Source organism: Mesorhizobium sp. M0894, assembly GCF_040319725.1.
Classification (GTDB): Bacteria; Pseudomonadota; Alphaproteobacteria; order Rhizobiales; family Rhizobiaceae; genus Mesorhizobium.
In genome coordinates, this window is the sequence record NZ_JAMYOG010000018.1 from 55,626 (window position 1) to 73,368 (window position 17,743).

The window sequence follows — 17,743 nt, forward strand, 5'->3', positions numbered from 1 at the left end:
CTCTCTGTAGAAGGTGGTCGCTTCCTCCTTTCGAGTGCGTTGCATTTGTCGTGACCGGTAGTAGAGTGGCGCAAGCATCCGCCGGTATAACTACACCAAAAATAATCGACGGCTGCATAATAGTGTGAGGCACCCGGGGGATGTCATGGAAGCACTTCGCGGTATCTGGACTTACAGAAGCTTCTTCAATGTCGAGGATGGAGCCGAGCCGAGCGGCGGGATTCAGCTTTGGCAAGCTGAACTCTATCTGGACATCGATCCGGCCACGAAACGTGTGTTCGGTCACCTCGGCGAGCGCGTTGATCCGACGCCTGCCGACGATGGCAATGGAAAGCCGTACCCGTTTCTCTCGGTCGAGGGAACCTATTCGGATGGCGATCCGGTGTCGGTCTCATTCCGCGCTGTCGGCCGCAAGGGATCGGCCTGGGAGTCATGGATCTACGATTATCAATGTGTGCTGGCCCCCACCTGGCCGCGACATCCGAACTTCAAGCCCTCGGCGCAGCAGAAGCCGACGCTCGTCGGGACTGTGCTCCGCACGGTAGAGCATGACGGCGCGCCGGCCGGTGCGAGCTATTCCTTCTATGCCGTGAGGCACGACTTCGTGGAGTCCCGGAGCGCGACACCCCTGCCCGAGCCCGTCGTGGTGATGCTGGCAAGTCCCGAGATGCGCCTGCATCATCAGCTGTGGCATGCGAGCCGGGACAATTGGGACGACCTCGCCGAAGAGCAGAAGACCTGGCTTCGGGACAATAATTGGCAGCCCGGAACCCCCAGCAAAGAACGGTCAGCCGGTCTCGGCCCCGTCAATTTGGCGAACCATTCCGGCGAAGATTTCCTGTTCATGCACCGGCGTATGATCAAGGCGGTTCGCGACATCGCCGGCGCCAACGCTCCCGCCGGTTGGAAGCGGCTGCCCGAGCCCCGCGTCCTCGCCGACTTCGCACCTGACCGCGCGAAGCGCGTGATTGGCAACATCGACGGTTATGCGGTGCCGCCGGCCTGGATCGTGCCGGATGATGCGAGCACGACCGCTTGGTTGGCGGCGCTGCGCACCCCAGCGGTCTTCAATGGCCGGTTTCGATCGTGGGAGGTTCAATACGCCAACCCCGCCTGGCTCGCCACGGTCACGCTCGGCGAGCTCGGCGCGTGGATCGAATTCACGATCCATAACTGGATGCATATGCGCTGGACTTCGATCCAGCGGGATCCCGCGCGCGACGGACTGGCTATCCCGGAGGGGCGGCAGGACGACGACTTCGCTCAAGGCTGGTTCGATCGCTCGAACGATCATCTGGGCGCCACCTTCTCCTCCCACGTCAGCCCGGTGTTCTGGAGGCTGCACGGCTGGGTCGATGACCGCATTGAAGACTGGTTCAAGGCGCAGGAAGCCGCACGGCCCGGAACGGTCAAGCGAAGACAACTCAGGAACGTCGAGTGGTTCGTCGTCGACGGCACGTGGGTCAATGTCGACGACCCTTGGGAGGGGCCCGCCGACGAAGGAGGTCACGGCGGCCATCATGGCCATGACCACGGTCACGGTGGCATGGACGTGGAGCTGATGAAGAAAGCGATTGTCGTGATCTTCAGGGGCGTCGGAGCGCTCGAAATGGATACGATGGCCCTGCAGGAACTGCGAGAGCAGCCTCAAAACCGCATCGTCTCTCGGTTTGCCAACTGGCTCTAGCAGCCTAACGGACCGCGAAGTCAGAAGGCGGCCGTTCGACGGACCAAAAGATCGGAGGGGGACAATGGCAGCAGAAGTCGTTCGGGCGGAGATCCATCCCGGCATCGGAATCGCACGCGTTGGCAATAGCGAGGAATGGATACTTGCGCCTGAAGTGATGCGTCCCGCGCCCCGGACCGCTGCGCAATGCCGGGACGAGACCGGCGCAATCCGGCGCGAGGCCGTCCGGTTTCGAATCTATGGGTATGACGAACATGGCAAGGTAGTGAAGGAACTCACCGCCGACGACGCCGAAATCGAATGGACCGTTCACATCGCGGCCGCCAAGGCGGCCTGGTACATCTTCATCGCTGCGATGGACCGCCCGGAGATGAAGGATCGAGTGCTGCGCAGGCGCAATCCGGATTACGAGCCCTCGAAGCGCTCGGATCTGAGTATCGACCCCGGTCCGGTGACGACCGGTGGCCGCAATAGCGCTGCTCAGTGCCGTGGGCGCTTCGCGTATCGGGACGCTGGGGCGGAGGTTCTGCTCGGCGATCTCGCCACGGACGAAGCCGGCCGGCTTGTCGTGGCGGCAGGCAGAGGCGTGAGCGGATCGCCAGGGGGGCTGCCGCCTATCAGCACCGAGGACGATGACTGGTTCGGCAACACCAGCGGCTGGTACGACGACATTGCCGACGGCCCGGTTACGGCCACGGTTCGCGTAGATGGTCGCAAAATACCGTGCTCAAACGGCTGGGTAGCCTCGGCGCCGCCGAATTTTGCTCCCGACATTCTGGGTTGGCGGACGCTGGACGACTTGATGCAGGACGTGTTCACCAACGCACGCTGGCTCGACAGGCCTGCCCTGCCCTCCTTCTCGCACGACATTTACCCCCTGTTCGAGCGTCTCGCGCGACTTCAATGGGTTAACCAGGGCATCGCCAATATCTTCGGCGCACATGGCGTAACGGACTTCACGGCTCCTGACTTCATCGACAAGATTGCGCGCATCCACAACGGCGAGGCTGATACCTACCAGCCGCTCCGTCGCTCACTAGCCAATCTGTTCCGGGGCAAGGACGGCACGTCGTGGCAAGGGTTGCCGCCGATCTATGGTGACACGTTTGGAACCATCGGCGGTTCAGAAGCGGATCAGCCTGGCAATCTGCTCAGCCTGTGGGATCGGGCGAAAAGGAACGTCGATAAATGGGTCACAGGTCATTTTGACCCCGACTGGAGCGGTCCCCCGCCAGTGCAGTCGTTCGAAGACGTACCGCTCGCCGAACAGCCGCGACTGCTCGATCGCGCCGCAATGCATTTTTGCCTCGCCGACGCATTTCATCCCGGCTGCGAGCTGACTTGGCTCTTGCGCCACCCAGGCCTGTACGAAGCTCCATATCGCATCAGGATGCGAGGCGCAGGACTGCCACAGGACTACGGCAACGGGCTCACACGAGAGGCCATATTCGCCGCCAACGGTCCCCTTCAGGCGCAAGGGCCGGGCGATCTAACGCGATGGATGGCATTGCCATGGCAGATGGATACGCTGGGGTGTCGCTCAGGGTACTTCCCCGACTTGGACCCTTACCTCCCAACATTCTGGCCGGCCCGCGTGCCCAACCACGTGCTTACCGGCGAGGATTACGAGATCCTGATGGACAAGACGAAGTCGCGAGAAGAAAGAATTGGCGCCTTCACGACCCGCAAGAGCTGGTACGCACCCTTGGGCCCGGACGTATCGTTCGCCAACGCAATTCAGCGCATGATCGATCATCTTCAAAAGCTCGGAATCGTGTGCCTGTTGCCCGGGCCTGACGATGCCGCGCAGCTTGGGGTGCCCAAGGAAATCTATGTCGAGCACCTACATGCGGAGAAAACGGCACGAGCGGGCTTTCGTGCCGAGTTCGCAGCGCTCCGTCAGCTCCAGGGAACGCCAAGCGAAGCCGATCTGCAGGCCCAAAAGGCAGGATGGTCTAGTGACTCCGAGCGCCACTCGTATCTGCGAGCGCGTTTCCCCCATCTGCGGGACCGCTGAATCCGGCGGGCTCGACCGAATCGAGCTCCGTTGCCCAGCGACGACGCTTGGCCCAACACTGCCCTTGATCCGATGCCAGGCCACCATAGCTGGCCTGAAGCCCGGCAATATAGCCGCGCCAGCGCCTGCCACGATCCACAAACAATCGACCAACCCCTTCACTCTCGATTGCTCCTCGGTCGGAGACCAGCGCGGCAACCGCGCAGGCGTCGGCCAGCGCCTTGGTGATGCCTGCCGCTGAAAGCGGGTCGAATGCCATCGCCGCATCACCGATCGAGATCCAGCCGGCTCCACCTTGTGGCAGGAGAACCATGCTTCTGGCGTCCCATGCGGCTACCATCGCCTCTTGAGGCGGACCAAGAGTTTTCACGAGCTCAGTTTCTGAATGTTTGCTCTGCCAAAGCGCAGTCTGGTCCGAACCTGCGACATCAGCCGGCTCTGTGATATAGACAGCGATGCGCCGATGCTGCGTCTGACGCGCAGCGTACCACCAGCCCTCGCCGGCAGATTCGACGATTAGCCGAGCGTCGCCTCGATCTTCTCCGCGATAGCGGCCCGCAACAGCAATCAGATTGTCGAGGAACCGTCTCCGAGCCCCCAAGCGCCGGGCCAGTGTGGCGGACCGTCCTGATGCATCGACCAGCAGATCCGCCTCGATCCGTATGGTCGACAGTTTTGACCCGAGCTCGACAACCCAGGAATTTGCGGCACGTCGAATTGCCCTCAGGGAGACACGATCAAGCAGTGTTACGCCGACCTGGTCTGCGAATACGCGCAGATGGGCATCGAAAACGGCGCGGTCTAGATTGTAGCCGTCACCGCCAAGCGAGAATGAATAGTCCTTGATCGCCATTCTGCCTTGCCAAAGACTGACTGCTCCGGGACTTCGCAAATGCGCCCGGTCCTGAACCAAGTCCTCCATGCCGAGTGCCTGAAGGTGAGGAAGCGCTTCTGGCGCGAGGTGTTCTCCAATCGATCCGCGTGGACCGGCCCTCGTAGTTCCTACGAGGTAGACATCGTGGCCACGGCGCCGCAAAGACACGGCCAGCGCATGTCCGCTTACGCCGTTTCCAAGTATGAGAACGCGCTGTGCCATGCAGAGACTGACCACCCCGCTGATTGAAATAGCTAAAAAAGGTGTCTCGACCGATGCCGGCGAAGAAAGCGAGCGTAGGTTTCGGCGGGACAGTGTGCAATGTTCGTCCTGTTCTACGCGCCTGCCAGCGTGAACAAGGTTGTTGGGAAGGAACCGAAGAGAACAGGCTCGCCGTAGAGGCCGCTCACATATCGAACGCTGCTCTCGATGAGGTCAGGCTGTCCTTCGTTGAGCGGCCTTGGATAGAGGCGGCTGAGAACCGCAATCGGAATTCGGACCTTTGCCGAGTGCTCGAATTCGTGCAGGCGATCGCTGAACGCTTTCACGCGCATGTCGGCGATTTCGGCGCGGGCGCCCTCGACATAGTTCACATAAACGATGCCGAATTCTCCCGCCGGCACCTGGAAGCTCGCCGCGCCGAACAGATTCGACGGCGCCCAGGTACGCTTCTTCAGGGCCTCGGACGAGTCGTTGCGCCACATCATCGCGATCGGCGAGCGTACCCTGTCGGTGCTCGGCTCGCCGCCCATGGCGACCGAGCAGCAGATGCCGTCCCAGTCAGGCAGGTCCGTTGACCAGTCGAACAGATATTGGAGCATGTTCGGGCTGTAGAGCCGCATGTTGGACGGAAGGTCCACCGACAAGGGGATGGGCACAAGGGCAATCGTACCCCAATCGTAGCGCAAGGGTCGTTCGGGGTGTGGTGCGAGGCGTTGGCTGACGAGCTTGGCGGCAACGTCGCTGATGTCGATCTGCGATGCTTCGACCGAGAGTGTCAGCCTGAACCCTCCGCAAAGACCTCGCTTGCTGGCCTCGGCACGCAGCACCGCAAACAACGCCCGCATGCGCGCCTCTTCCAAAGCCTCGTATTGCGAGACCGTCTCTTGCCTCTTGCACTCGATGACGAGCGGGAACGGATCGTGGCAGCGGATGTCGGGCGACTTCTTGTCCGTTGCCGTCAGAAATTCGACGCTGCGCCCCATCTCGACGCACGCAGCAGCAGTCAGCAACTCGAATATAGTGGCGTCGACCTGCGAACTCGGCCCATGCCAGAGATGCCGGAGCCGTTCGTCCCTTTCGCCGCCGACTTGACCGATGTGATAGCCCTGCGTTGCAAGCCTGACCATCGCCGGGATGAGAGCCGCGCCGGCGAAGTGATCATAAAGCTTGTGGCCCTCCTGGTAGTCCCGGCCCACGAAGATCGCCTGCCGAAGCCGGTGCAGGGCAGAGTTCGCGCTGTCGAGTCGGGTTCCCTTTGTCAGCGACAGAAAGGCCTCCGAGTCCAGAAGCGAGCCGAGGCGGCCTGCTTCTCTTGGTTGATCCGCGAGCCATCCCTTGGGCAGGAGGCTCTCCATGCGGTCGAGCGCGTCGGGAAGCAGGGCATCGATGTCGGCTGTCGTCTCGATCTGATCCACCGTCAGGTTCTGCCGGGGAAGATGGTCCGGGCGACCGCCCGGTGCACCCTCATCTGTCATCACATTCTCGAACATCTCAAGCGGTAGACCGCTCGCAGCAGGTAGCTCCGCGACGAGGCGAGAGCTTTCCTTATGCAGAGCCAGCACGTCTGCCTGGATCGCATCAAGGTCGGCTTCGTTCTGCTTGGTCGGATTGGAGAAATGGGCATGCCTGGCTGCGGCGAGCTTCGGCAGTAGTGGGTCAATCTCGGCGCGGATCGCATCGATCCGCCGAGTAAGATCCTCAAACTCCTTTTTCATGACGCGGCCCGCCTCATATAGCCCACATCGATGACGGCGAAAGCGAAAGCGCCCGTTTCGCCTCAAGGTCGGCGACGAAGTCAGACCAGATCTGGCGGCCGAGCCGCGCGGCGCAATAGGCCGCCGCCATGCCTGAAAACGCCCGGAGAACACTGGCGAGATCGACAATGAACCCGTCGAGCAACTGGGGCACAGACTTGCCGTAGCCGAGATAGATGGCGTCGCGATAATTGGCCTTTCCGCGATAGCGCGAGGCCTGATGCAGAAAGGCGATGCTGCGCTTGGCATAGGCCGCGTCGCGCAGGCCACGGGCGGCCGCCGTGCGAAAGCTGTCGGCGCCCAGATCCCTGAACTCACGGCTTGCGCGTACGCGCTCCCGGATGTTCCATTGCTCCCAGTCGGCAGTCCCGGCGAGATACTCGGCGATGCAGCCCCACGCTTGTTCCTCCGAAACGGGCTTGACTGTCAGAGAGTGCTTGCCGCGACCCCGCGGACCCTCGAGTTGCTTTTTGAGCTCGACATCGGTCAGATTCGACAGCCGGTCGGCGAAGGGCGCGACGACGAGCCGGTTGGCCGCAAACTGGCGGTCCCATTGTTGCGCGGTCGCGGCATGGGTGTCGGGGAAGGACCCGTCGCCGGCAGCGATCATGGCGGAAGCAGCACCATAGATCCCATAGTACCAGGTACTGCGCGCTACGTCGGCCTTGTTCGGCGCGAGCTCAAGCGCCGCCAGGGCGGCAAGTTGGTGTAGGGCGAACAGCATCTGCTCGCAGACCGTGTTGATCTCACGTTCTGCCATCGCTCGCCGTGGTACAGACGCATAAAACGCCCGTGCCGACAAAAAGCTGGCATCGGCAGCCTCCGCGAGAATGGCGAGGCCACGCATCCAGTGGATTGTCGAGGGTAAGGCGAAGCGCGCGTCGGGAATATCGCCAGGCGGTTCCGCGAGAGTGCCGTGTTCGAGCATACGTCCATACAGAGAGAAATCACCCAAGCCTATGGTCCCTTTGAAGTCGCGCTGCTCCCGCCTTCTTTGCCGAAACCCGCCTCATGGACGCCGTCCCTCACAATGGAAACAAAGTTCTCACACGTTCAAACGGATTCCGATACTCAGAGGCGTGTCGGATTTTTGCCGCGATTATCTCTGGGATCGACAAACGCCGCGCCAATGCATCGTAAATATTCATCCCGTCTGCAAGGATGATCTTTCTGGCGGTGAATGCCCCAAGGCCAACATCAGTGAAACCAGCAAAGCTCACGAACAGCCCGCGCGTCCATTCCGGGCGCTCGCTTACCGTGCCTTGAAATCCATGGAGGGTGTTGGCATCCGTCTTTACACGATGCCATTTCGCCTCGAGGAGATAGGTGTCGCCATTGAGCTGGAACGAGCCATCGATCTGCTCCCCAGCCAAACGGAAGCCGCCGCGCGCATCCATTCCCCAGGCGTTGAAAAGCTCGGTCAAAAGCCTCTCGAAATGGCCTCGACGTCGGCAGGGATCAGACGGATGACGGCCGTGGCTGTGCGCAAGGGTACGCTTGAGGAGTTTCTGCTGGAGTCGCCGCTACGCGGCGCGGAACTCGACCTTGAGCGTCAACGCGATGAACCGCGTGATCTGCCGCTGTGAGGCTACTGCTGGACACGAATATCCTGTCCGAGGTGACAAGGCCGGCGCCGGACGCACGCGTTCTGGAATGGCTGGACAAGCTCGACGAGGATCGCTCGTTCATCAGCGTGGTCTCGATCGCCGAAATCCGGCGCGGCGTTGCTCTCTTGGGCGAGGGTCGGAAGCATGAGGCACTGGCCGAATGGCTTGCCCGAGACCTGCCTTAGCGTTTTAGAGCAGAGAGTCCTCCCCGTCGACGAGCCGGTTGCTCTGGCCTGCGATCTGATTGGTCTTGCGAAGCGCCGCGGCCGCGTGCTGACGTCAATGGACGGATTGATCGCAGCCACAGCCATTGCCCAGGGCTCACTCTGGTAACGCGTAATCCGAAGGATTTCGAAGGCTTCGGAATAGAGCTCTTCGATTCGTGGATGCGTGAATCGCCCAGCACCTCATCCCGAATGCGCGAAGCGACTTTCGAACAAGAAGTGTGGGTTTGCTCTCATACCCTTTGCTGAAAAATGTTGTGACAGAGCGCATGGAATGCCACGCGCTTTAAATCGGAGTAGCCGTCCGGGAGGCCTGAAGCACTTTGAAGCGCATGTCCGGCAGCTATTCATAGCGTGGATGACTTTGATCGAAACAAACGATTTCATAACTCTTCGGAAATCTTGCATGGACAAAAGCACATCCCGCACCGATCACCCATCCAAAGGAGAAAATCTTCCATGCGCCCTGACGTGCAGTGGAGGTCGTCCCGAGAAATGAGTTGCAACTGGCCGACCATGTCGGCGGTCCGACGCTAGTCGTCCCTCAATGTTCCTGAGCTGCGAAGTCTTGCAGGGAGCCAGCTGCCCAGCGCGTTTCTGCTTGTGGCAGGCTTATTGCCGCAGGCAGATCCGGTCGGCTCGTCTGGGCAGCGGATTGGAGACCCGGCCGGTGCGCTACCATACAACATCAGCGCACTTTACATCTACGCGGTATTGCCCTGCTTCCAGTCGGTGCCATGTTTGGCCGACGCATGACGCGATGCGGCCTCCTGCACAAGCGAAGGCGTTATCGGATGTGCGACCGGGAAGCAGGCGGACAGTGCAGCACGTGTCACTCGCCTGTGCGATGGTCTTTCGGGGAATGAAATCGGGCCAGTTCACGGCGCGGTATTATTCGTCAACAGCCGCCCCTTCGCAAGGATACAGGCACCCCGCGTCACAAGTTCGTGCTGCAGATGAAAACGGCATCGCCGGCATGCAAGTCAGCAGCCGCTCAAGATTCGGATCCAGCCAAACTCTCGGCGTCATGGAACGGCAGGCGCCACGATCGAAGCATCTCATGTTGATTCAGGCGGACCCCTTATGAGGCGTTCTTTGATGCCGGTGATGCCTGACAGGCGGTTGCAGCTGCAAGCGACAACGCGGCCTATTTAGTTGGAAACGGAGGCAGGCCAATTTGGCTTGCCCGTCACTATGTGGAGAAAGAAATGCTGTGTCTAGGAATTAGCGGCGGACTTGACCAAGTCCATGAAAACCGATTCGAGCTTCGGAACGCCTTTATGCACGATGGCGCCGCGGTGCTCGTCCGAGACGGACGGGTGATAGCAGCCGTCGAAGAGGAACGCCTCAATCGGATGAAACACTCCAACAAGCTCCCAATTCGTTCGATTCAATACTGTCTGTCAGCGGCGGGGGTTCAGCTCAACGACATTGATCGTGTCGCGCTCTACGCCAGCGAGCCCTATGCCAATGCCATGCTTGAAGGTATGTCCGCATCCCACCCGGACATTCTCTCCATTCCGTTGGGTGCTAAAACGTTGGTGCAGGATCTGTTAACGCGTGAGTTCGGCACTAAGTTGGACAGTTCGCGTATTTCATTCGTAAGTCATCATCAGGCGCACGCCGTGAGCGCCTTTGCAATGTCGGGCTTCGAACAAAGTCTCATTCTAGCGATTGATGGCTCTGGTGATTTCCTATCGGGCCTCGTGGCGGTAGGGTCTGGCACAGAAATTACGCAACTCGAGGCTTTCCCCGAGAACAATTCTCTTGGGCTGTTTTATCTCGAGACGATCCGCTATCTCGGCTACGGCTTGTTCGACGAGTATAAGGTAATGGGACTCGCGCCCTACGGCGACCCCGCTCCCTATCGCGAGCTCTTCGAGCAGTTCTACGAGCTCTCCGCCAATGGCGGTGGCTACCGTGTTCACCTCGACCGCATCGGTCCGGCGTTGCTCCGCAATATCGAGGTCAGGCGAAAGGGAATGCCCTTCACCCAGCAGCATCGAGATGTGAGTGCGTCACTGCAGGAAGCGCTTGAGCGGATCGTGTTCCACATTCTCCGGCATCACCGTGAGGCCACCGGCATGAAGCGGTTGTGCCTGGCGGGGGGGGTGGCCCACAACTGCACGATGAACGGTAAGCTGCTGTATTCAGGGCTTTTCGAAGACATCTTCGTGCAACCCGCGTCTCACGACGCTGGCTGCGCATTGGGAGCTGCGCTGATAGTCTCTAACGAGATGGGCCGCCCCGCGCCGTGTGAGCGACTGCAGGAGGTCTATTGGGGTCCTGATCTCGGGAGCGAGCGCGCCGTGCAACAGGAACTGAATGCATGGGCCGGACATCTCGAGGCTGAACGCTCTGATGACGTGGCAAGCAGTGCAGCCGACTGGATCGCCAACGGCGCCGTGATCGGCTGGGTGCAGGGTCGTTCGGAGTTTGGGCCACGTGCGCTGGGCAACCGCAGCATTCTTGCCGACCCTCGGCCCGCCGCAAACAAGGACCGGATCAATGCGATGGTCAAGAAGCGCGAAGGCTATCGGCCCTTCGCGCCATCTGTGCTGGAGGAGGATGCGAGCGAATTTTTCGACCTCCCGGACGGTAGGCACGAATTTCCATTCATGAATTTCGTCGTTCGCGTGCGTGACTCAAAGCGCGCCTTGCTCGGTGCCATCACGCACGTCGACGGTACCGCTCGCCTGCAAACAGTATCGCGCAACGCCAATCCCGCGTACTGGGAGGTCATCAATGCGTTCAAGAAGCGCACAGGCACTCCAATTCTGCTCAATACCTCCTTTAACAACAATGCCGAACCGATCGTGGATTCGGTTGCAGACGCGATTGCCACCTTTCTGACGACAGAGCTGGATGGACTTGTGGTCGGGCCCTTCCTGGTAAAAAAGCGGGCTGCAACGCTGCAGGATTGGACTGCGCTTGCGGTTTCGTTGCCGCCCTATGTGTCCCTCCATCAAACCCGCGCTTACAAAGCGCCAGATCGTCGGGAGACTCACTGCGAGATCAGCACGACCCACTTCAGCAGTGACAGTGTGCGAATTTCACACGACTTGTTTAATCTGCTGATGCGGATTGAGGGCGAAGCCATGTTGGGAGATCTCCTCAATACAATTGCGCCGGATCAGGCTAAGCGTGACGCTTTGATGGAGGGCCTGCGACGACTGTGGGAGCAGCGCCTCGTTCGGTTGCATCCCTCACAAGCTGCTCGCATGGATCAAGACTGCGATCAAACGCTGGACCAGCATAACGGGCTCTCAGCGTGATAGCGATGCCGCTATCCAAGCTCGGCGCTTTGGGCGCCGGACCGGCCCCGTGTAAACCTCATTAAAGAGAGAGGAACCCTGCCATGGAAGAATTCTTATCGCGCATCGCCACTGGTGCCGGCATCGGCCCGGCTCTCGCAGAGAAGGCCGTTGGGTTAATGCTGGGTTTCCTGCAACGCCACGCGGCCGACGGTCCCGTTGCGCGCATGATCGAGGCCATTCCCGGAGCTTCGGAATTAGTGGCGAAGTATCATGGCGACGACCCAGAGGGCGGAGGCGGCCTCATTGGGCTCGGCCAGCAATTGATGAGTGAGGGTCTCAGCATTCTAAAGATCGCCGCCCTCGCCAACGAGACGATCGCCTTCGCCAAGGAACATGCCGGCGACGAACTCGTGGACGAGGTCCTCAATTCCGTTCCTGGCCTTCCCCAGTTCGTCTGATCAGCGGCGGCCGGGTGCGCATGACCTCGTGCGCCCGTGCCGGCCCGTCTGTGCAGGTAGACATTCTCCGCCGAGCGTTCCGTACCGATCTCGCCAGACCACCAACCGCCGGGCACGCGAAGCGAGCGTTGGAGTACTTCATGCGTCTCTCCCAAAATCGACCGCAGGCGAACCGATGTGTATAACTTCCGGTGGTAAGGGTTTATCCTGAACGCTTTCGATGAAGCCCGCGAGATAAGCAAACGTATTGTATTTCTCGAGAACCAACCGCTTCGCCTCTAGTATTGCGCCGCGACGCTCCTTCCACAGGTCCGAGTTGATGATTCCTTGAATTTTTTGGATTACGTTCTTGTCCTCTGGGTCAATCAGAACCATTGAGTCCGAAGGGAAGAACCTCGTGATTGCCGGGCTGCCGTAATAGATCGGCATTGTTTCAGCAACGAAGCAGTCCATAAGCTTCTCTGTAAAATAGTAATCAGCACGAGTATTCTCGAAAGCTATACTGTAACGGTAAGGTGCGAGTGCGTTCCATTTATCTCCAATCAGCCGAAAACCTCGGCCGAACAGGTCAAAATCGAGCTCCTCTCTCAGCCGTTCCAGAAACGCCAGCCGATATCGATGCCCTCTAAGCAGGGCGATGTTACTGGTAATCCATGAGAGCCGAAGCGGCTTGTCCACGACTTCGCTGACCAGAAGTTGGTCATATGTCTTGTTTACAGACCAAGACCGAGTGATAGGTGGAGACAATACGAATCGGCGCCCTGCATTCTGCCGAGCAGCCAGCTCTGCGTCAGACGTCAGGATTATAGTATTTTTCCCCTGCCCTTCATGAAATGCGCGATGAGCTTTCGTCGGCGGTTCGCCGATTGCAAAAATTATCCTGTTTGGGCTCGCCTCGATATCAACAGGGAGCCCAAAAAGAGAAGCAGAGTTAAAGACAATATGCCAATCGGGCGCGAAGGATGTCGTGCGTACAAAAGCGACATTGTTCCAGATTCCACTCCCCTTTGGAGTGAGATGGTGGATTGCATCATCCAAATTGCCCCAAGAATCCAGACATGTAGCAACAATGGGCGCCGGACGTTCCGTCAACAATTTGGCCGACAAGGCAGTTCCACCCCATTCACTTCCGTTGGACCGGGAGCAACTTGTGCATCGGGCGCAAGACCTCTCTGCGCCTGAAATAGCTCGCGATCCTGATCGTTATCAAACACACGATTCTGTGCGACTTCGCGCCATTCGACAACTCATCTCTAAGACCGCGGGAATCCCTTCACTCGTGAAGGTACTCATCGCCATTCCGGATTGCGGTAACACTGGGCAGCATAAACCTTCCGGGACCCGCTGTCGAGGCAATGTCGCTTTGCACTTAACGAGGTTCTTCCTCACTTTGTGTGGTGATCAGGCCGGTTGAGTGGCAGCATGCGTGCCCTAAGGAGTTCGGAGCCCGCTCTGCCGTACATCGTACGCTTGATCGTCTTCAGGCGGTTGATCTGCCTTTCCGCCTGGCCGTTGCTCCACGGTAATTCAATGGCATTGCGAACGGCGTCAATGTCACGGCGTAGGACCCGAGCGAAACGCGTGATGGCGAGGAGCCCGGCGTTGACGGCATCGTCGATCCAGGTGTCGAGCTTGTCCAATTCACGGCCCCGCAAAATGCAGCGGAAGCGCATGGCAAGCCTGTGCATCATGGCAATCGTGACCGGTCTTTCATTGCGTGAGGCCGAACGTGCGATTGCAGCTCCTGCCGCCGCGCAAAGAGAGGTTCAAGATTTGTGCCAACCGCGCTTGGCCGGCAGGTGGCATAGAGCGGCGCCTGAGAATGAAAGTGCCGCCGCCCAGCCTTCACAGCCGTTCCTCCTTTGTGGCGTGACGGCTCGAAAAAAGTCGCCATCGCGTCAGATGTTCATCAGGGTTCGGCATAGCCGGGGCTTCCGGCGACAGTCATGGCAGCGACTTCGCTTCTGGAGCCGCTCATCCGGCCGCTAAAAAACACATGCGCGTCCTAAGCCGTATTGATCCGCCGGAGCTGACCAAAGCCACCTTGCTCTGGATTGCGGCAATGGCGATTGCGGGCGAGAAGCCGAGAAGTACCGATGCGCGAGAAGTCCTGAGGCCATCCGTCCACGAGACGTCACCAGGCCGCTACGACGACTATCCCGCATCCGAATTAAGCGAACCTACCGTCGTCTTCACCGAAGACGGCATCAACAACCTTCGGCATATCGTCGACGAGCGCAGGGCTGCGGGCCACGCACCGCCCAAACCTACCGCAGAAACCATCGCCCGAAATCATAGCCACCGCGGCCTTGGCCGAACGGTTACGAACAAGCCGTGCGTCATTTGCGATCTGGCCAGGGGCAGCATGGGGTGCGCCATGCTCCGCGATGCCGGTCCAGACATTCGGCGCGCCAAGCCGAAGCCCGCATGACGCCGGACGAGCGCCTGGCGTTGCCAGGATGATGTACGCGCTGTCCCGGCGGGTCCGACCCGACAGGCTTGACCCGGCCCCGCGCCCCCAACTCCACTTGTATGAACGGCCGGGGCCGGCCCTTTTCGGAACCGGCCCACCGCCGCGTGACGTTGTGCAGGATGATCGTCTTGACCCGTCTCGCATCTGAAGCGGGTGCAAGCCTGCTGAACATCCCGGCTGCTTGGTCATCCAACCTGGCTGCGAGGCATCGCCACCGTGGGGCGTGGCGTTCGCTGCCAGTCGGCTCGGATCTCGAAACCGCTATGCCGCCATACCGAACACGCAACTCGGTTTAAGCGCCAGGCTGCTGTTCGAGGTATTGACGACGTAGGCGACGTGACCGGAAAGGCTGGCGGGGTAAGCAGCTTCCATCGATCCGGCGGCATTGCGGATCTGGCTGGCGATGGCGGCCTGAGTTCTTGTCCATCTGCCGCATAGCGGGTGGTCAGGTGCTGGTCGCGTTTCCGGCGAGCCGAAGCATTTGTCTCTCAAGGTCACCCCTTGGAAATCCAGCACCAGCGGCTTGTCGGGACAAGATAGATGCTATTGGGATTTGGCCGCCGCAGCCGCGAGCATCGCTTCTCCCATCCCATTGACGCCTCGGGCATTCAGCATTTCACCAGCGTTCTGAATGTCGCGCACCTCTTTGTTCTGGCTGAGTTTTGATTTACCAACCAGGCCGGTGATCTCGATTTCCAGGGCGACGATCGCGTTTAACCATCGTGTCAATGAAGTCCTTCGGCGCGTCGCCCATCTTCCACGGGGCCAGGCTGCGAGGCTTCATGCATGTGAGTGAGCTTCGCCACGTTACGGCGCACATGGTGCTCATCATCCCGGACAGTGATGCGTCCGTGGGCGTGGACGACGAGATAGTTCCATGTCGGCACCTGCTTATGGAATTCATGCTTGCTTGGATACCAGTTCGGCGAGATGTAAGCGTCGGCCGCACGGAAGATAACGAGGACTTCATCGCCATTGGCAACTTCCTCCCAGACTCGATTTTTGCGTGCAACATGGCAATTGAGGACGCCTTTGTCTCCCTTCGAGCGGTCAAGCTCGAAGGGAATGTGGTTCGCGCGAGTGTGCCTTTGCTGTGGGTGACCAGGATACCGAGCGGATGTCTCTCGATTAGGTCAAGCAGGGTGTTGCGATCGGGGACGGCAAAATGGGGCGGAACGTACAACGGTGGATCTCCTGTCGCGAATGGGCGGTCGTTAGCGAGCGGCGGTGTCTTGCGGAACGGGCCCGGGCATCTTCGTTGCCGGCGAAGAGGGCCCCGGATCTCGCTGTCCACCACGCTCAAGAACTGCCATCGAGAAGTGGGCAGGCAGATCAGATGCCGCCGCGTATGAGTGCGGTTGGTCAGTGACAAGCCGCACACTCTCGCCTTGGCTCAAAATTACTGCGTGGGTACCCACCACGACACTTAGGGACCCCTGAGTCACCGAGATCAGCTCGCGCGTATCCGGACTATGAGCATCTGCGGAAAACACGTCGCCCGGCATAATGGCCCAGCTCCACAGTTCGAACATCGTTCGTCCCGAGATCGATGAATGAAGTTGTGCAAAGCTTCCTTTAGCGCTTGTCCAAAGCGTCCTCGTCTCTGTCCGCTCAATAGGAAGGCGAACTGTGGAAGGATGGTCATTCAACAAATCGGCCACCGAAAGCGAAAACGCCGCCGCCAGTCGGCAAAGTATGCCGATGCTGGGGTTCGCCTTGCCTTGCTCCAGCGTGACGACGGTTCCCTTGGATAAGCCGCTCAGTTTTGCCAGTCGATCCAGGGTCAGGTTTTGGTCGCGCCTCAATTGTCGGATCCGAACCGCTATCGCTTGGCCAAGCACCCGCTCGGGGTCCAACGCTGTCGTAACATCGGTCATTATATCGACTTAGTGCCTCGGCTCACTTATTACGGTCAATATAATGACCGGCCTGAAATTGTGCAACTGCCCCGTTAGCGAGGAATTGCCGATGCGTTTTGAAACAAAGGCGATCCATTGCGGCCGAGCTGTCGACGCTTCCACGGGGGCGGTGTCCCTGCCGCTGAACACCAGCACGACGTTCCAACGTAGCGTCGACGGCTCGTTTCCTTCCGGATTCGAATACACCCGGGATGGAAATCCGACACGCAACGCGTTCGAAATGGCCATGGCCGCGCTCGAGGGCGGAGAAGATGGCATTGCCTTCGCGTCGGGCATGGCTGCAATCGCTGCAGTCTTTGAGAGCCATCCGTCGACGGGTCGGATCGTTCTGCCGGATGACATGTATTTCGGCATTCGTTCGCTGATTGACGAGACCGACATTGGGTCTCGCTTCGACTTTGCGGCCGTCGACATGCGCGATCTGGATGCCGTGCGCGCCGCGGTCACATCGAAGCGGACTGGCCTCGTCTGGGTTGAGACGCCGTCAAACCCGATGATCCGCGTTGTCGACATTTCGGCCATCTGCAAAATCGCGCACGAGGCCGGCGCCTTGGCGGTGGTGGACAATACGTGGGCCACCCCAGTGCTCCAACGGCCGCTCGAAGTTGGGGCGGACGCGGTGATGCACTCGGCGACAAAGTACATAGGCGGCCACTCGGATTTGATGGCGGGTGTCGTCATTGTCCCGCACTCGTCACCCCTCGGTCGCCCACTGCGGATGATCCAGAGACACAAGGGCAGCGTCGCAGCGCCATTCGACTGTTGGCTGGCATTGCGGGGCCTCCAGACATTGCCGGTACGCATGCGCGCGCATTGCGAAGGCGCCCAGAAGGTTGCTGAGGCCTTGGCGTCTCATCCGCGCGTCGAAAAAGTACTCTTTCCTGGCCTGCAAACTGATCCGGGACACGATCTCGCTAAGCGGCAAATGAGGCATTACGGAGCGATGCTATCCTTTATCGTTAAAGGCGGAGCCGATGCTGCGATGGCCGTGGCCGGCCGCCTCGAGATTGTTGCCCGGGCGACAAGCCTTGGCGGGACGCACTCTCTGATTGAGCATCGCGCATCCGTCGAGGGTGCCAAGTCCAAGGCGCCAGGCGGATTGCTGCGAATGTCAGTGGGACTTGAGCATCCTCAGGACATTATCGATGACCTGATGCAGGCCCTAGGCGGAACCTTCAAAGCGGCAGCCGAATGACGCGGGTGCAAGAACTCTGGCACCTTTACGTGGCGGCTGGCGCAGCAATGCGGCCT

The 17,743-nt window shown here is 59.9% G+C and carries 11 protein-coding genes and 4 pseudogenes; 7 read left to right on the forward strand and 8 right to left on the reverse strand.

Annotated elements, in window-relative coordinates:
* Positions 1-145: 145 nt before the first annotated feature.
* The gene (locus tag NKH91_RS26525; protein WP_352813032.1) at positions 146-1,687 is read left to right on the forward strand and encodes a hypothetical protein; all 1,542 of its coding nucleotides are present in this window, start codon (positions 146-148) and stop codon (positions 1,685-1,687) included.
* Positions 1,688-1,751: 64 nt separating this feature from the next.
* Positions 1,752-3,704 (forward strand): LodA/GoxA family CTQ-dependent oxidase, encoded by a 1,953-nt coding sequence (locus tag NKH91_RS26530; RefSeq protein WP_352813030.1) that lies wholly within the window; start codon positions 1,752-1,754, stop codon positions 3,702-3,704.
* Here the strand turns inward: NKH91_RS26530 and NKH91_RS26535 are convergent.
* From NKH91_RS26535 to NKH91_RS26545, 3 genes and pseudogenes are all read right to left on the reverse strand, one after another.
* Positions 3,643-4,800: an NAD(P)/FAD-dependent oxidoreductase gene (locus NKH91_RS26535; RefSeq protein ID WP_352813028.1), complete on the reverse strand. Its 1,158-nt coding sequence runs from the start codon at positions 4,798-4,800 to the stop codon at positions 3,643-3,645. The two genes, NKH91_RS26530 and NKH91_RS26535, sit on opposite strands and share 62 nt — an antisense overlap.
* A gap of 113 nt (positions 4,801-4,913) precedes the next feature.
* A complete protein-coding gene (locus NKH91_RS26540) occupies positions 4,914-6,668 on the reverse strand; it encodes a hypothetical protein (protein WP_352885397.1) in 1,755 nt (584 codons plus the stop codon).
* Positions 6,669-7,579: 911 nt separating this feature from the next.
* Positions 7,580-7,981, reverse strand: a pseudogene (locus tag NKH91_RS26545) (restriction endonuclease); the annotation flags it as partial.
* Positions 7,982-8,136: 155 nt separating this feature from the next.
* Between NKH91_RS26545 and NKH91_RS26550 the strand changes: the two are divergent.
* The 3 genes and pseudogenes from NKH91_RS26550 to NKH91_RS26560 form a co-directional block, all read left to right on the forward strand.
* Positions 8,137-8,547, forward strand: a pseudogene (locus tag NKH91_RS26550) (type II toxin-antitoxin system VapC family toxin); the annotation flags it as partial.
* A 1,046-nt stretch (positions 8,548-9,593) separates the two neighbouring features.
* Positions 9,594-11,660 carry a carbamoyltransferase family protein gene (locus NKH91_RS26555; protein WP_352813021.1) on the forward strand — a complete coding sequence of 689 codons (2,067 nt, stop codon included), beginning with the start codon at positions 9,594-9,596 and terminating at the stop codon, positions 11,658-11,660.
* Between the two features lie 83 nt (positions 11,661-11,743).
* Positions 11,744-12,100 (forward strand): hypothetical protein, encoded by a 357-nt coding sequence (locus NKH91_RS26560; RefSeq protein WP_352764467.1) that lies wholly within the window; start codon positions 11,744-11,746, stop codon positions 12,098-12,100.
* A 138-nt stretch (positions 12,101-12,238) separates the two neighbouring features.
* On the opposite strand, the gene NKH91_RS26565 is transcribed toward NKH91_RS26560, so the two are convergent.
* Entirely contained in the window at positions 12,239-13,207 is a 969-nt protein-coding gene (locus NKH91_RS26565) for a glycosyltransferase family 10 domain-containing protein (RefSeq protein WP_352813018.1), read from the reverse strand.
* Between the two features lie 278 nt (positions 13,208-13,485).
* A pseudogene (locus NKH91_RS26570) lies at positions 13,486-13,788 on the reverse strand (transposase); the annotation flags it as partial.
* A gap of 308 nt (positions 13,789-14,096) precedes the next feature.
* Between NKH91_RS26570 and NKH91_RS26575 the strand changes: the two are divergent.
* The gene (locus NKH91_RS26575) at positions 14,097-14,531 is read left to right on the forward strand and encodes a hypothetical protein (protein ID WP_023722004.1); all 435 of its coding nucleotides are present in this window, start codon (positions 14,097-14,099) and stop codon (positions 14,529-14,531) included.
* A gap of 585 nt (positions 14,532-15,116) precedes the next feature.
* Here NKH91_RS26575 and NKH91_RS26580 read toward each other — a convergent pair.
* The 3 genes and pseudogenes from NKH91_RS26580 to NKH91_RS26590 form a co-directional block, all read right to left on the reverse strand.
* Positions 15,117-15,302: a hypothetical protein gene (locus NKH91_RS26580; RefSeq protein ID WP_352813015.1), complete on the reverse strand. Its 186-nt coding sequence runs from the start codon at positions 15,300-15,302 to the stop codon at positions 15,117-15,119.
* A pseudogene (locus NKH91_RS26585) lies at positions 15,299-15,870 on the reverse strand (FMN-binding negative transcriptional regulator). The gene NKH91_RS26580 and the pseudogene NKH91_RS26585 overlap by 4 nt, the downstream one beginning before the upstream one ends.
* Positions 15,788-16,450 carry a helix-turn-helix domain-containing protein gene (locus tag NKH91_RS26590; RefSeq protein ID WP_023722008.1) on the reverse strand — a complete coding sequence of 221 codons (663 nt, stop codon included), beginning with the start codon at positions 16,448-16,450 and terminating at the stop codon, positions 15,788-15,790. The pseudogene NKH91_RS26585 and the gene NKH91_RS26590 overlap by 83 nt, the downstream one beginning before the upstream one ends.
* Before the next feature lie 43 nt (positions 16,451-16,493).
* Between NKH91_RS26590 and NKH91_RS26595 the strand changes: the two genes are divergently transcribed.
* Positions 16,494-17,687, forward strand: coding sequence for a trans-sulfuration enzyme family protein (locus tag NKH91_RS26595; protein WP_352813013.1), 1,194 nt, complete (start codon positions 16,494-16,496; stop codon positions 17,685-17,687).
* Positions 17,688-17,743 lie beyond the last annotated feature (56 nt).

Excerpts from the sequence above, each read along its gene's own strand:
- NKH91_RS26560 (WP_352764467.1), top strand. The coding sequence starts at position 11,744 with ATGGAAGAATTCTTATCGCGCATCGCCACTGGTGCCGGCATCGGCCCG.
- NKH91_RS26590 (WP_023722008.1), bottom strand. The coding sequence starts at position 16,450 with ATGACCGATGTTACGACAGCGTTGGACCCCGAGCGGGTGCTTGGCCAA.
- NKH91_RS26525 (WP_352813032.1), top strand. The coding sequence starts at position 146 with ATGGAAGCACTTCGCGGTATCTGGACTTACAGAAGCTTCTTCAATGTC.
- NKH91_RS26575 (WP_023722004.1), top strand. The coding sequence starts at position 14,097 with ATGCGCGTCCTAAGCCGTATTGATCCGCCGGAGCTGACCAAAGCCACC.
- NKH91_RS26535 (WP_352813028.1), bottom strand. The coding sequence starts at position 4,800 with ATGGCACAGCGCGTTCTCATACTTGGAAACGGCGTAAGCGGACATGCG.
- NKH91_RS26595 (WP_352813013.1), top strand. The coding sequence starts at position 16,494 with ATGACCGGCCTGAAATTGTGCAACTGCCCCGTTAGCGAGGAATTGCCG.
- NKH91_RS26530 (WP_352813030.1), top strand. The coding sequence starts at position 1,752 with ATGGCAGCAGAAGTCGTTCGGGCGGAGATCCATCCCGGCATCGGAATC.
- NKH91_RS26555 (WP_352813021.1), top strand. The coding sequence starts at position 9,594 with ATGCTGTGTCTAGGAATTAGCGGCGGACTTGACCAAGTCCATGAAAAC.